The sequence below is a fragment of the Pseudomonas sp. MNR3A genome (assembly GCF_009650575.1).
In the GTDB taxonomy this organism is placed as follows: Bacteria; Pseudomonadota; Gammaproteobacteria; order Pseudomonadales; family Pseudomonadaceae; genus Aquipseudomonas; species Aquipseudomonas machongensis.
Window position 1 is genome coordinate 1 of the sequence record NZ_VZZS01000021.1, and the last position, 14,967, is coordinate 14,967.

At 62.1% G+C, this 14,967-nt stretch carries 10 protein-coding genes; 8 read left to right on the forward strand and 2 right to left on the reverse strand.

Features of this window, described 5'->3' with window-relative positions; all coding sequences use genetic code 11:
* Positions 1-3,675 (forward strand): immunoglobulin-like domain-containing protein (locus tag F6X62_RS15965; RefSeq protein WP_256674043.1); only part of this gene is annotated, 3,675 nt, incomplete at its 5' end.
* Between the two features lie 159 nt (positions 3,676-3,834).
* Positions 3,835-4,176 (forward strand): hypothetical protein, encoded by a 342-nt coding sequence (locus F6X62_RS15970; RefSeq protein WP_054895500.1) that lies wholly within the window; start codon positions 3,835-3,837, stop codon positions 4,174-4,176.
* Between the two features lie 98 nt (positions 4,177-4,274).
* Here the strand turns inward: F6X62_RS15970 and lapD are convergent, their stop codons facing one another.
* Complete coding sequence (lapD, locus tag F6X62_RS15975) at positions 4,275-6,221, reverse strand: cyclic di-GMP receptor LapD (protein ID WP_153774113.1); 1,947 nt, start codon at positions 6,219-6,221, stop codon at positions 4,275-4,277.
* 9 nt (positions 6,222-6,230) lie between these two features.
* Positions 6,231-6,992: a cysteine protease LapG gene (lapG, locus tag F6X62_RS15980; protein WP_172964801.1), complete on the reverse strand. Its 762-nt coding sequence runs from the start codon at positions 6,990-6,992 to the stop codon at positions 6,231-6,233.
* Positions 6,993-7,196: 204 nt separating this feature from the next.
* On the opposite strand from lapG, the gene F6X62_RS15985 reads away from it, so the two are divergent.
* The 6 genes from F6X62_RS15985 to F6X62_RS16010 all read left to right on the forward strand — a co-directional run bounded on the left by F6X62_RS15985 (position 7,197) and on the right by F6X62_RS16010 (position 14,784).
* Complete coding sequence (locus F6X62_RS15985; RefSeq protein ID WP_153774114.1) at positions 7,197-7,889, forward strand: GntR family transcriptional regulator; 693 nt, start codon at positions 7,197-7,199, stop codon at positions 7,887-7,889.
* 72 nt (positions 7,890-7,961) lie between these two features.
* Entirely contained in the window at positions 7,962-8,546 is a 585-nt protein-coding gene (locus F6X62_RS15990) for a thioesterase II family protein (protein WP_153774115.1), read from the forward strand.
* 590 nt (positions 8,547-9,136) lie between these two features.
* Positions 9,137-9,913 carry a DUF3050 domain-containing protein gene (locus F6X62_RS15995; RefSeq protein WP_153774116.1) on the forward strand — a complete coding sequence of 259 codons (777 nt, stop codon included), beginning with the start codon at positions 9,137-9,139 and terminating at the stop codon, positions 9,911-9,913.
* On the forward strand, positions 9,910-10,839 hold the full coding sequence (locus F6X62_RS16000) for a diiron oxygenase (RefSeq protein ID WP_153774117.1): 930 nt from the start codon (positions 9,910-9,912) through the stop codon (positions 10,837-10,839). Before F6X62_RS15995 ends, F6X62_RS16000 begins: the two co-directional genes overlap by 4 nt.
* A gap of 10 nt (positions 10,840-10,849) precedes the next feature.
* On the forward strand, positions 10,850-14,281 hold the full coding sequence (locus tag F6X62_RS16005; protein WP_153774118.1) for an amino acid adenylation domain-containing protein: 3,432 nt from the start codon (positions 10,850-10,852) through the stop codon (positions 14,279-14,281).
* Positions 14,282-14,316: 35 nt separating this feature from the next.
* A complete protein-coding gene (locus F6X62_RS16010) occupies positions 14,317-14,784 on the forward strand; it encodes an SRPBCC family protein (protein WP_063541792.1) in 468 nt (155 codons plus the stop codon).
* Positions 14,785-14,967 lie beyond the last annotated feature (183 nt).

Consider the following 14,967-nt stretch of genomic DNA (forward strand, 5'->3'; position numbering starts at 1 on the left):
GACACCATCAGCGAAGTCGTCGCGACCCTGTCCGCCGACAAGACCACCGTCACCGAAGGCGGCCAGGTGACCTACACCGTCACCCTGACCAATGCCCAGGGCCTGTCGGTTACCGGCCACAACGGCCTGGTGTTCACCCTCAGCGACGGCACGAAAGTGACCGTTCCGGCTGGCAGCGCCACCGGTACCTTCACCATCACCGCCAAGGATGACGTCTATGTGGGCGGCCAGGCACCGATCGTCAACAAGATCGAATCGGTCACCGGCGGCGACAACTTCGAGAAGCTGACCCTCGGCAGCAACACCGTCACCACCACCGTCACCGACGAGCCGAGCGGCCAGGGCGACCTGACCACCGTGGGCATCAGCGGCGACACCTCGGTGACCGAAGGCGACACCGCGCACTACACCCTGACCCTGACCAATCCGTCCAAGACCGAGGTCACTGTCACCCTGAGCTACAGCGGCACCGCCACCAACGGCCAGGACTACACCGGTGTGGTCACCGTGAAGATTCCGGCCGGCGCCAGCACCGCCAACTTCGACATCAAGACCATTGACGACCAGCTCGTCGAAGGCTCGGAAAACTTCACCATCCAGATCAGCGGTGTCAGCGGCGGCGGCTTCGAAAACCTGCAGGTCAACCCGAGCAAGTCGAGCGTCACCACCACGATCATCGACAATGACCACATGCCGGTATCGCCAGGCGGCGCCGTCACCGGCACCGAAGACACCGACTACGTGTTCCAGTGGGGCGACTTCAAGGTCACCGACGCCGATGGCAACACTGGCCTCGGCGTGACGATCAGCAAGCTGCCGGATCTGGGCAACCTGAAGTTCTTCAACGGCACTTCGTGGGTCGACGTGTCGCTTAACCAGACCATCAGCCAGGCCGACATCGCCGCCGGCAAGCTCAAGTTCGTTCCGCTGGCCAACCAGTCGGGCGTCGACGGTTACGGTGGCAGCGGCGTGGGCAACAAGCAGGCCGACTACGCGCAGATCAAGTACAAGCCCAACGACGGCACCAACACCGGCAGCGAAGTGACCATGAAGGTCGACATCGCGCCGGTCGCCGACAGGCCTGACCTGTCGATCGGCAACAACAACGTCAACTCGATCGGCCTGACCAAGGAAACCTGGAACAGCCTCAACGGCCTGGGCAACAACGGCAACGGCATCACCGGCGACCAACTCAAGAACGTGTTCGCCAACTCCGGCAACGCGAACAAGAGCGAGCAGGTCACGACCGTCGACACCACCGCCACCGTGACCCCGGGCACCGGCTCGAAGACCTCCGGCCTGATCTATCTGGAAGCCGGCAAAACCTACACCTTCAGCGGCACGGCCGACGACAGCCTGCAAATCGTCATTGGTGGCAAGAACGTCGCCAGCGGCACCTGGGGCAACGCCAGCGGCGCGATCACCGGCAGCTACACCCCGACCACCAGCGGCTACTACACCCTGGAGATCTACAACGCCAACCAGGCCGGCCCTGGCAGCCTGGACATCAACATCAAGGTGGGCAACGGCGCAGTCACCGACCTGAACAGCTCGACCATCCCGATGTACCCGAACCTAGGCTCCATGACCAATGCCGGCCTGACGGTCTCCGACCTGCACGGCAGCAACGGCCAAGGCTACTACGAAGGCTACAAGCTCAACGAAGGCCGTGAGAATGGCGCGCCGGTCAAGCTGGTGGGCATCAGCACCAACCTGACCGACACCGACGGTTCGGAAACCCTGAGCGTCAAGCTCAGCGGCATCCCGGCAGGTTCGGTGATCAGCGACAACGCAGGCCACAGCTTCACCGTCGGCAGCAGCGCGGTGGATGTCACCGGCTGGAACCTGGGCAGCCTGGCAATCAAGCCACCGGCCTACTACAGCGGCCAGTTCGACGTGAAGGTCAGCTCGACCTCCAGCGAAAGCGTTGGCGGCAGCACCGCGACCAACGAGGGCACCATCAAGGTCACGGTGTACCCGCAGACCTATAACACCAGCAACCTGACCTCCGAAGGCGACAACTTTGCCGGTACCGATGGCAACGATATCGTCGTCGCCGACGTGGTCGGCCTGCACGTGGTGCCAGGTCAGAACTACAACATCGCCTTCATCGTCGACACCTCGGGCAGCATGGGCTCGTCTGGCGTGGATGCGGCGAAGAAGTCGCTGGAGTCGGTGTTCAAGACCCTGGCCGCCAGCGTCAAGGGCGACCAATCCGGTACCGTGAACATCCTGCTCGTGGACTTCGCCAGCCAGGTGAAATCCACGGTCTCGGTGACCCTCAACGATGCCGGCCTGCAGACCCTGCTCAACGCTCTGAAGACGCTGAACTCCGACGGTGGTACCAACTACGAGGATGCCTTCAAGACCACCGCCAACTGGTTCCAGAACCTCCAGAATGCTGGCAACACCGGCAGCAACCAGACGTTCTTCGTCACCGACGGCAAGCCGACCTACTACCAGACCAGCGAGCGCGGCAACCCGACCCTGGGCACCACCAGCACCACGCTGGACAGCTTCCTGACTGCGAACAACTGGAAACCAGGCAATACGATCTCCACGTACCTGAACAATACGAACTACATAACCATCGACAGTACCGGCAAGCTGACCGTCCAGACCTACTCCTGGGGCGGCTGGACCGTGACCACCAGCGGCGATGTACGTGCCGAAGGTAACGGTGGCTACGAACTGTCCTCCCGCGCCGGTAACGGCTCCGATACCACGACCGCGACCCTGAACGACTCGACCGCCGCCTTCAAGCTGCTGTCGGGGCTGTCGCAGGTCGAGGCCATCGGCCTGAACAGCGATATCAAGGCCAATGACCTCAAACCGTTCGACACCGATGGCAAACCGCAGACCAACATCGACCCGAGCAAGCTGGCCGAGGCCATCCTTGGGCACACCGAGGTCACCCAGCCAGGTAACGACACGGTCAACGGCGGTGATGGCAACGACATCATCTTCGGTGACCTGGTCACCTTCGACTCGGTCGCAGGTACCGGTGTCGATGCGATTCGCGGTTATGTCGCCAACAAGCTGGGCCTCGATGCGGGCGATGTAGATGGGCGGGCGATGCACAAGTACATCACCGAGCACTACACCGAGTTCGATGTCTCGCGCAGCAACGATGGCAACGACACGCTGATGGGCGGCGATGGTGACGACATCATCTTCGGCCAGGGTGGCGACGACTATATCGACGGTGGTCGTGGCAACGACATCCTGCTCGGCGGCACCGGCAACGACACCCTGCTGGGCGGTGAAGGCAACGACATCCTCATCGGTGGTGCCGGCAACGACGTGCTGATCGGTGGCAAGGGCGATGACATCCTCATCGGTGGCACCGGTGCCGACACCTTCGTGTGGAAGGCCGGCGACCTGGGCAACGATGTGATCAAGGACTTCAAGGCCAGTGAGGGCGACCGCCTCGATCTGCGCGACCTGCTGCAGGGCGAGAAGGCCAGCACCATCGACAACTTCCTGAAGATCACCACCGTGAACGGTGAGTCGACCCTGCAGGTCAGCACCGAGGGCAAGCTCAATGCCGCCGGTGGCCTGGCCAACGCGGATGTGTCGATCAAGCTCGAGGGTGTGAACTGGTCGAACACCACGATCAACTCGTTGATCAGTGGCGCCGACCCGACCATCAAGATCGACAACTCCAACAGCTGATGCCCACGCCCCTGACGGCCTTCACCGGCCGCCAGGGGCTTGGCGCTTTCCTGCCGTCGCCTCACGGCGCATACTCGCTTGCCGGGCCCGGCAGGCCTGTTGAACTTTGCCTATGCTGCTGACAACCAAGAAGGAATCATCGTGACGAGGGTCGATGCCATGTTCTACGTGCAACGCGACGCCAACGGCCAGTTGCTGCGGGTAGAAGCAGCTGCCTTTGCCGAGTACACCGAAGCGCTGCCGGCCGACCATGCCGAAATTCAGGAATGGTTCGCCGATGACGTCGTGGAGAACAGTCTCAAGCAGCTCAAACAGAGCGATCTGGACATGATCCGTGTGCTCGAGGACCTGATCGAGGTGTTGACCGCCAAGGGCGTGTTCAGCATCACCGACCTGCCTCCCGGCGCCCAAGCAAAACTGCTCAACCGCTCCACCGCGCGCAAGGCGCTGGGAAGCCTGAACAACCTGATCGAAGAAGATGAAGAAGGCGGGTTGATCTGAAGAGTTGCTGATACCGCGCTGCTCGTTTCGCGTGTGAATCGGGACGCCGATTTACCCGCGAAAAGAGCAGCACACTTTTACGGATCGCAACACCGTCCTTATTTCCAGGGCGCCGGCTCGCCCACCAACTGCCCCTGAATCCCCTGCACACCCATCTCGCGCAACACCTGCAGCTCCCCTTCGGTCTCCACGCGCTCGGCAATCAACGGCAGGTCGATGCTGTGCGCCGCCCCCTGGATCGCTTCGATGAACAGCCGCTTGTGCCGCTCCTGGTCGATGCTGCGGATATAACCGCCATCGATCTTCAGGTACGCCAAGCCCAGGTGAGCCAGGTTGCCGATCATGCTGAAGCGCCCGCCGAAGCGCTGCAGCGCCAGGCCGAAGCCGAGCTTGTGCAAATGGCGGGTCAGTTTTTCCAGCTGTGCCTGTTCTGGCAGTTGCTCCTCGCCGATCTCGAAGGTCAACCTCGGCCCCAATGCCGCATGCTGCCCCAGCAGTTCGTAGACTCGCTGCAATGCCTTGGCATCGGCCAGGGTGGCGGCAGACAGGTTCAGCGCCAGCGACTCACCATGCTGCTGCAGATGCCGCAACACCTTCTCCAGCACCAGCAGGTCGAGCCGTGGCATCCAGCCGAAACGCTCGAGCCACGGCAGGAAGCGCCCTGCGACAAGCGCCTCGTCCCGTCCGTCGTACAGGCGCGAAATCACTTTGTAGTGCAGGACTCGCTCTGGCGCATGGCAGTCCACCACAGGCTGGAAGAACAGTTGGAACTGACCCTTGTCCAGAGCCTGGTCAAGACGTGAATGCCAGGCGTGATGGCTGTCGGCAGCCTGGGCCGCGGCGCCCTGTTCAAGGCAGACCCAGCCTGGCTCCGGTTGGCTCTCGGCCCGTGCCAGCGCCTCGTCAGCCAGCTTCAACAGGGCTTGCGGTGCGTCCCCAGGGCTGAACGGCGCCAATCCGATACACGCCACCGGGTCGACATCGCTGGCACCTGTCACATGCAGGCTCTGCAAGGTCGCCTCGAGGGCCTGTGCCAGTTGCACCGCCTCTTCATGCACCATGCCCGGTGCCAGAACAGCAAACTCGCCACCGCGGCTGCGGGTGATCAGGTCCTTGGTTTCCGGATAGCTGGCGCATGTGCGCCGCAACTGCTCGCCCACCGCCTGCAACAACTGGTCGGTGCGCTGACCACCCAGGCGGGCGTTGAGGCCGGCCAGGTCCTGCACCCGCAGCAACAGCAGATAACCGGCTCGGGCCTCTTCGAGGTTGCTGACACGCGTGTTCAACTGCATTTCGAAGTAGCGCCGGTTGGCCAGCCCCGTGAGGCTGTCCTGGTACGACTCGCTGCGCAGCTTTTCACTGCGCTCGGCCTGTTCGGTGAACAGTGCCTTGAGCTTCTCGACCATCTGGTTCATCGCCTGCACCACCCGACGCAGTTCTGGCGTGCGCGGCAGCTCAGGCAGGCTGAGGAACTCACGGCGGGCGATCGCGTGGGACTGCGCCACCATGTAGTCCAGCGGCCTCAGTTGACGGCGCAGCAGCAGTGCACCCAGCACCGCACTCACCACGCCGCACAGCAGCAACCAGCCCAGGCTGCCCAGGGCACTCTGCCAGAGCTTGGCCAGGGCGAACATCGGGTGGCTGATTACCTCGACCCGCGCGGCCTGCTGCCATCCCCGGCTGACAATGGCATCGCCGCCGGCCGGCTCAAGCCCGATCAGGCCGATGAACCAGCCTGGCACCCCGTTGCTGTCCGGCTCGGCATGACGCTCGACCAGGACGGCGTTGGAGTCCAGGTCGATGACCTTGATGCTCGAGTAATAACCACTGTCGAAGATCGAGCTGACCATCAGCTCGACCATTGCCGGATCATCGATGTTGGGTGTGAGCGACAAGGCCAGCGCCGTCGCCGCGTCCTGGGCGTGGGAGCGCAGCTGGTTGACGTACTGGCTGCGCGAACTCTCCAGGCTGACCATGAAGCTGCCACTGAAGGCGATGGCCAGGAGCAGGCATATGGCAAGCAACAATTGTTTGAACAGTGACATCTGTGCTCCTCAATAAACCGGTTCGGCCGGGAACCCTTCGGCCTGCATTTTCTTCAGCACGTCCTGCCAGCGTGACAGGCGCTTGGTGTCGCCGACCTTCTTGTTGCCGCCGGCGCCGGTCAGCCACAAACCCTCGCCATTGAAGGCATAGACCGGCAGCAGGTCGTTGCGCTGGCTGGCCGGCTTGATCGCGTCCATCAGGCTGTCCAGCACCAGTGGCTGGGCCTGTGGGCTTGAATAATAGGTCAGGACCATGTGCGCCCGGTTCAGGCGCAACGCCTTGACGTAGGTGATGCGCAGTTTTTCGGCGGGCACCCCCATGCGGCGCAGGCTGAAATACTTGGCGATGGCGTAGTCCTCGCAGTCGCCGGCGCCCTTGATCAGCGACTGGACCGGCGTGGCCCAGTAATCGACTTCATGCCACAGGTCGATGTCCTCGACATAACGCAGCTGCTTGTTGAAGAACAGATTGACGACCTGCAGTTTGTCCAGCTCGCTGCCCTGGTTCTGGGTGGCCATCAGGTTCTGCCAGGCGTCGATACGCCCCTGCCCTGGGCCAAGCGGACCGTACAGCTGTTGCGCACGACGGCTGATCTGGGCGAAATCCCAATCCGCATGCAGGCCGCCCAGCAGCAGGCAGCCAAGCAGTACGGCGAGGCCGAGGCGACGCACGGCCAAATTGAGCATTCCAGGTATCGCCACTGCGAACACCCATCCAGACCAGTCGAAAGCAGCGATGGTGCGGCTTGCCGGGGGAAAAGACAATGGCACCTTACAATCACGGTGCACTTGAAAAAGCGTAGGAGGTTGCGATCATCGAGCCAGGAAAAGTCCGACTTCCTTTGCTCGATGACTTCATTCACGATAGCCGCACTCCATCGGCCGCAGGCGTCCGTCACCGCGGTTTGACAAGCCATCACCCCGCTGACTAGGGTTATTGGATCCAATCATCGCAATCATCGAGGCAGACTCCGCGTGGCCGAGAAAACCAGATTCCTCAGCTCCGTGCTGGGTAACGAGCAGGTGCCAGCACACCTGGCCCGCAGCGTGATCGAAGAGCGTCTGCGCAGCGCCATTGTCGATGGCCGGCTGCCTCCTGGCACTGCCTTGCGCCAGCAGGAGCTCGCTGGCCTGTTCGGGGTCAGCCGGATGCCGGTACGCGAGGCGCTGCGCCAGCTCGAGGCGCAATCACTGCTCAAGGTAGTGATGCACAAGGGCGCCGTGGTCGCACCGCTGATCGACGAGGATGCCGTCGACACCTACGGCCTGCGCGTTCTGCTCGAAGCAGAAGCGCTGCGACAGTCGATTCCCCACCTGGACGCAAGCGACATCGCCCTCGCCCGCAGCTATATCCAGCAACTGGAAAACGAGACGCGCCACGCCGAGATCGGACGCCTCAACCGCCTGTTCCACATGACGCTGTACAGCAAGGCGCACAACCACAAGTTGTTGCGCATGATCGAGATCGAACTCAACGAAGAGGAGCGCTTCCTGCGCTTCCACCTGTCGTCCATGGGCCTGGGAAAGCTGACTCAGGACGACCATATCGCACTGGTGGACGCTGCCAGCGACAAGTTGGTCGACCAAGCCATCGACGTGCTGGAAAGGCACCTCAATACGGCATCCCGCACCATCAGGAACTACCTGAACAGCCAAGCCGCCAGGTGAATCACCCGCTGACACAGCCACAAGCCGTGTCAGCCATGAAGCTCCGTTACCGAACGGAGCGAAGGACAGACAGTGCACGTCCAGAAACCATCGGTAACAGAGCACTCCGGGCAACCCCCGAGAACCCGTCTCATCTGCCTTGCCTGCAGCCAGGAGCACCTGGAGCAATACCGCGCCTGGTCCCATGCCCTGAGCGACCATATCGAACTGGTAGCGGTGGATGTCAGACGCCATGCCGAATGCAGCCCGTGTAATCCGCTGCAAGGCCCCTCCGCCCTCGCCCGAACCGTGGCCAAGTACCTGCATCCCTACCTTGAAGGGCCCCATGCCCTTTTTGGTCAGCGCCTGGGCGCCCACATGGCGTTCGAGCTGGCCCAACTCGCGGAACGCGAATACCCCGAGCAGACCCGCCATTTGTTTGTTTCCAGCTGTGACAGCCCAAGGGTCGCCGAGCCCGCTGCCAGCGAGAATGCCGTACGGATACCGGTGACGGTGCTCTACCCACCTGGAACACTCCCCGAAATGCTTGGCTGGCACGCCTTCGTCCGGCGCGAACTGGAGCTCATCGAGCTGCCCGAGCACAGCGTCGACAAGTCATATCAAGACCAAAGACTCGTCAGAATCTTCAACACGCATCTTGGCTTGCTGGGCTTCTAAGCACGCAACGCCCCCTCCCGAGGTCATTGTTTCCCCCGATACGCTGCCAATGACCATGGCAGCGCGAGTCGTTTGAGCCCACTCTAGTCGCGCTGCGACTGCTGATCGTCCATCCCGGGCCCGGTCGTATGCCTTCCATTTACCCGCAGAAGGAGCCCGACACCGGGGCAAGGGCCGCGTGCGATCAGCCGCCCCTCAACAGTGGAATAACCTCGCACTCCCATTCACCAGTGCTTCGAGTGAGGCATTCACTCAACTTAGTTTTCTGATGATTAATTATCGGAAGGGGCCTGTCTTGCCAAAATAAAACATTCAAAATGTTTTATTCGGACCACCATTAATCCAACTTTTTAAATATTAAAAATATTTCAAAAAACATTTGCGACACACTTTGATGTTGTTCTAACTTTTATATCGCCGGCACCCGCCACGGCTTGACTCCGCACAAGCCAGATGAATCAAGGGGCGGCCACTATCCCTGAGACTGTTCAGCCATCGAGTCTATGTCGAGGCCCGCGTTCGCCCGATGTATTTCAGAGGCTGCAACTTATCGGGAAAACATGCCAACTTTCGCACAATGGATATTACTCATGAGCACATTGAAGCGCACACTTGCCAGTCATAAAGCCACGCTCGCACGACATCCACTCTTTTCAGAAATCGACACCGTTGAAACCTTGCAACGCTTCATGGAAACCCATGTTTTCGCGGTGTGGGACTTCATGTCGCTGACCAAGCGCCTGCAACGGGAACTGACCTGCGTAAGCCTGCCCTGGCTTCCACCTGCAGACCCCGCCGCTGCCCGGCTGATCAACGAGATCGTGCTCGGCGAAGAGTCTGATGACTGCCCGCAGCACGGCCACTACAGCCACTTCGAACTGTACCTGGACGCCATGCGCGAGGTCGGTGCCAGCACCCAGGCAATCGAGCGCTTCGTCCACCTGCAACGACAGGGGCTCGACTACGCCACCGCCCTGCAGCGCTGTGGCGCCAGCGAGGCAGCCAGGCACTTCGTCCTCGACACACTCGACGTGGCACTCAACGCGCCTGCCCATCGCGTGGCAGCAGCCTTCCTGCATGGCCGCGAAAGTGTCATCCCGGCGATGTTCCAGCAGATCCTCGACGAGTGGGGCATCGGCCAGGCGCAGGCTCCGACCTTCCGCTATTACCTGCAGCGCCACATCGAGGTCGACGCCGAAGATCACGGTCCGGCCGCCGAAGCGCTGCTGGCGCGCCTGGTGAACGATGATCCGCAACGTCAGCAAGAGGTGTACGAAGCCGCCATCGCCGCTGTCCAGAGCCGCACCGCGTTGTGGGATCGTCTGCGCGCTTCGCTGCAGGTAGCCGCCAGCGAGGTCACGCCATGAATGCGCTCGAATACCGCTCCTTCGCCGACGCCTGGGAGGAGCGCGCCACCATCCGCACCCGCCCGCGGCGTCGGATCGAGGACGACCAGCGGCTGATCTACCCGCTCAGCCGCCAACCACTGGTGCAAAGCGCCACGTTCCAACGGGCTTGCCCACACCTGCGTGATTTCGTGCTGGTGCAGAGCCTCTACAAGTTCATCAACGACGTGGTGATCTTCGAGACCGAGATCGTCGACCGCACGGCCCGGCGGATTGCCAAGGACCGCTTCACCGTGCGTTTTCCCTTCGCCTGTCGCTATGACGCAATGACCGTGGTGGTCGACGAGGACTACCACGCGCTGGTGGCCATGGACTTCCTGCAGCAGTCCATCGCCCTGACCGGCCTCGAGCCGATCGCCCTGCCTACCGAGATCGAACTCAGCCGTGCGATCCCCTCTGCACTGGCACAGGTGCCAGAAGCGCTGCGGGACGCCCTTGAGCTGATCTGCGTGGGCATCGCAGAAAACACCCTGACCGACGATGTCGCCGCCTTTGCCCGCGATGACACGGTCAAGCCTTCGGTGAAGGGGCTGATGGCCGATCACCTGCTCGACGAGGGTCGGCATTCGAGCTTCTGGGCGCGTCTGACGCGGATCTATTGGCAAGCCGCGCCGGAGGTGGATCGCCAGATGATCGCCCAGGTGCTGCCCGTGTTCCTGGGCCAGTACCTGACCAACGACATCCAGCAGGCCTTCGACTTCAACCTGATCGAGGCGTTGCCAGTCAACGAAACACTGCGCCAGTCGCTGCGCGAGGAAGTGCTCGGCCTGGCCTATCCGATCAACCACCAGCATCCGTTGCTGGGCAACATCCTGCGCTTCTTCCGCAGCAGCTCGATGCTCGAGTCGCCTTGCGTGCAGGAAGCCCTGCGCGGCTACCTGCCCTGAGGAGATCCGCATGCGACGTCTCGACATACTATTGGTCGGTCACAGCCTCGCGCTGCGCAACCTGGCCCGGATACTCGACGAGCAGGGCCACGGCACCCTGCTGGCCGATACACCCTCGGCGCTACGCCAGGCCCTGGCCAGCCATCACTCTGTGGTTCTGGAGGACGGCAGCCTGGTGCTGTTCACCAGTGACTGGGCCCTCCTGGGGGAAACGCCGTTGCTCAGGGTCCGCCTGGGCGCCAGCCACGGCGACACCCTGCCACACCTGGAACTGCTGTGCTGGTGCGCCAGTGCCACGGCTGCGCGCCTGATCAGCCGGGTATCATTGGTCGCACCCTCCTCGGGCAATGGCCAGCAACTGCGTGAAGATGCCGTGCGAGCTTTGGAGGAGCAGGTCGCCCATCAGGTCGCCTGCCTTGCCCGCGATCCGCAACATCTGAGCGAAACGTGCGCCGTCGAGCCTGGCCTACAGATGCGTGAGCACGGCCTGGATTGGCTGCAAACGCTGGCCTACCGCCATCCGTTCAACCGCTCCCAGCGCGCAGACCTGCTGGTAACGAGTGAAGTCGGCTTGATGGAGGGCCTGGAGCAGCCTCTGCGCCAGTACGCGCAGCAACCGGCGCTGAACCGCGATGGCCAGCGCAGCAGCTATCACGACCTGCACGCTCTCGCCGTGACCTTGCAACGGGCACTGTTGCCATTACTGGCTGATCAGGACGATCAGCCTGTGGTGGTGGGCGTGTGTCTGGCCAAGTCGCCGGCACTCTATGCCAGCGTGCTGGCGATATTGGGTTGCGGCGCAATCTACCTGCCACTGGACCCGCCGACGCCCACAGAGCGTCGCCAACGTATCCTGCAGGACTCCGGCGCGCGGGTACTGCTGCATGACGGCCAGCCACATGCCGGACTGGCCCTGCTGGATGTGCGCACGCTGCAGGCGGCCACTGACAGTTGCCTGCCCTCGCTGGTCCTGCGGCAAGGGACAGCAGAGCGGGCCTGCGTGGCGATCTACACCTCTGGCACCACCGGCCAACCGAAAGGCGTGTTGCTCAGCCAGCGCAACCTCACCCACTTCATCGCCTGGTATCGCGAGCATGTCGCGCTGGATGCGCACAGCCGGGTGCTTCAGTTCTCAACCATCGGCTTCGATGCCTCGCTGCTGGATATCCTGCCGACCTTCGCCTGCGGCGCGGAACTGGTCATTCCCAGCGATGACCAGCGCCGTGATCCGCAGCTACTGGTGCAACTTATCCACAGCCAGGCCGTGAGCCATGCGTTTCTGCCGCCAGCACTGCTGAGCATCCTCCCGCCTGATGAACCGCTTGGCCTGCGCCACCTGATCACCGGAGGCGATGTCTGCGAGCCCCAGGTCATCGCGCGGTACAGCGAACAATGCCGGATGCACAACATCTATGGCCCAACCGAAACCACGGTATTGGCGACTACTCGCATCTGCGCTGCCGGTGACAGTAATCGCAACCTGGGGGTGCCGATCGCCAATACTCAAGTGCTGATCCTGGACGACGATTTGCAGCCGGTCACTCAGGAGATGCCCGGAGAACTGTACATCTGCGGCCCGGGGGTCGGGCTGGGGTATCTCAACAATCCAGAACTGACCGCCGAGCGTTTCATCGCACTCGACTTGCCCGATGGCCGTTCGCTGCGTACCTACCGTACAGGTGACATTGGCAAATGGACCGCACAGGGTATCGAGCTGTGCGGGCGACGCGACAACCAGGTGAAGATCCGTGGATTTCGCGTAGAGCCGGAAGAAATCGAACACTGCCTGCGCAACAGCGGCCTGTATGCACAGATCGCAGTGGTGATCGATGCCCAGCGCCGCGTGCTGGCTTTCGCTGCGCAGCCGACAAGCCATCAGGCCGACACTGCACTGCGTCAGCATGCTGAGCGGCATCTGCCCGACTACATGCGTCCGGGGTTCTACCAGGTGTTGGAGCAGATGCCCTACACCGCTAACGGCAAGGTCGACCGCCTGGCGTTGCGGGCACTGCCACTGACGTTGCCACCGGCACAGCGAGTAGCACCCAGCACACCAACCGAGCAGCGTCTGCTGGGGCTCTGGAGTGGACTGCTGGAACTGGACCAGGCGGATATTTCCGCCGACGACAGCTTCTTCAGCCTGGGTGGACATTCGATCCTGCTGTCGAGGCTGCTGCTGGAGGTGCGCCAGGCCTTCGGCCGCGGCGTGGCGATCAATCGCTTTATCGAACAGCCGACGCTACAGCGCCTGGGTGCGTTGCTCGACGGTGACGCTGCCGCACTGGACGGTTCACTCGAACGCCTGGAGCAGGACGCCAACCGTGACTTGAACCTTCAGGTACTGCCCCTGCAGGCCATGGGAGATGTGCACAAGGTCATCGTCACGGGCGCCAACAGCTTTCTCGGCGTGCATCTGGTCGAAGCACTGCTCGGCTGGGGGGCCACGGAGGTGGCGTGCCTGGTACGTAGCAACGCAACCCAGACGGCCAGTGAACGCTTCAGGCAGGCATTGGCAGACAATCAGCTGAGCCTCGATGATGAGCGCGTGCGGGTATTCGACGCGGACCTGCGCCGTCCTCGGCTGGGGTTGAGCGACGCGGACTACGACGATCTCGACTTGAACTACGGTGCACTGGTGCACAACGCCGCCCAGGTCAATCACGTACTCGACTACCAGGCCCTGGCCAGCGACAACATCGAACCGCTGTTCGAGTGCCTGCGCCTGTGCGAAGGGCGGCGCAAGAAGGTCTTCAACTTCGTCTCGACACTGTCCGCGTGTAGCGCAATGGACAGCGACGGCCGCGTGCTGGAGCAAGGCCCCGTGTCGACTCCGCCGATCTACATCCGCAATGGCTACAACCTGAGCAAATGGGTCGGCGAACGTATTGTCCAGCGGGCGCGTGAAGCAGGGGTACGGGTAAATCTGTTCCGCCCCGGCAATATCAGCTTCGACAGCCGCAATGGCGTATGCCAGCCCCAGCGCAATCGCTTGATGCTGATGCTCAAGGGCTCACTGCAGCTGGGCCAGGTGCCACGGCTGGAGATCGATTTCGACCTCATGCCGGTGGACTTCCTCGCCCGCTTCATCGCCTTCCACAGCAGCAGGCACCAACCCGCGCAATGCGTCTTCAACCTGCACAACCCAGAACCGCTGCGTTGGCAAGACTACCTGGCCGCGTTCCGCGAGCAGGGCCACCGCTTCGAGCTGGTCGAGGTGGAGCAGTGGCAAGGCCAGTTGAGTCGGGTAGATCGCGACAACGCGCTGTTCGATGTCCTGGGCTTCTACCTCGACGGCTTCGAGGAGGACATCGGCGATATCTCCAGCATCGAGCACGGTAATGCCCGCGAGGGTGTTCGGCGCATGGGCGTCTGCTACCCGGCCAAGGACGCGCAGTTGCTGCGTCGCGGCTGCCGCTACCTGAGCGCTATCGGCTTTCTCTGATTCCTTCGGTTCATCCACAACAGGAGCAACATCGCATGCAAACACTCAAACCCGACACGCTGATCCGTAATCCACAAGGCTGCCTGGTGGTATCCAGCGTGGACATTGCAGCCCCGGCGGAGGCGGTATGGAACATCGTTGGCAACTTCGCCGGCTTCCCGGTGTTCATCCCCGCTTTGGCCCACATCGACATGACCGGAAGCGGCGTACGTTCGGTGCGCAAGAAACTGTTCAAGGACGGCAATGTGGTCATCGAGCAGTTGAACTCACGAGACGAGCAGACAATGCAGATGACTTGGAGCCTGATCTACACCAGCCTGAATATCGGCAACCTGTGGGCTGCGATGCAGGTCGAGGCGCTGGATGCGCATCGCAGCCGTGCGGTCTGGACTATCCAGGCCGAACCTTGGGAGGGCGGCCCAGAGGCATTGCCAGGCTTCCAGGCATTTCTCCAGGGCTTTGCCGATGAGGCGATGGCGAACGTGCGCAATCTGCTGAGCTGAAGGCGATAACCAGGCCGCTGTTGTGGGAAGTGCGCTCCCCACAGCAGCGGTTTTTCTTGGACGCCAGAAAGACAAAACCCCTACCTGCTCACGCAGATAGGGGTTTTGCGAAATGAATCTTGACGATGACCTACTCTCACATGGGGAAACCCCACACTACCATCGGCGATGCATCGTTTCACT

What these genes read in the sequence shown, in the direction of transcription:
- F6X62_RS15970 (WP_054895500.1), top strand. Translation starts at nt 3,835, where the DNA reads ATGTTCTACGTGCAACGCGACGCCAACGGCCAGTTGCTGCGGGTAGAA.
- lapD (WP_153774113.1), bottom strand. Translation starts at nt 6,221, where the DNA reads ATGTCACTGTTCAAACAATTGTTGCTTGCCATATGCCTGCTCCTGGCC.
- F6X62_RS15995 (WP_153774116.1), top strand. Translation starts at nt 9,137, where the DNA reads ATGAGCACATTGAAGCGCACACTTGCCAGTCATAAAGCCACGCTCGCA.
- F6X62_RS16000 (WP_153774117.1), top strand. Translation starts at nt 9,910, where the DNA reads ATGAATGCGCTCGAATACCGCTCCTTCGCCGACGCCTGGGAGGAGCGC.
- F6X62_RS16005 (WP_153774118.1), top strand. Translation starts at nt 10,850, where the DNA reads ATGCGACGTCTCGACATACTATTGGTCGGTCACAGCCTCGCGCTGCGC.
- F6X62_RS16010 (WP_063541792.1), top strand. Translation starts at nt 14,317, where the DNA reads ATGCAAACACTCAAACCCGACACGCTGATCCGTAATCCACAAGGCTGC.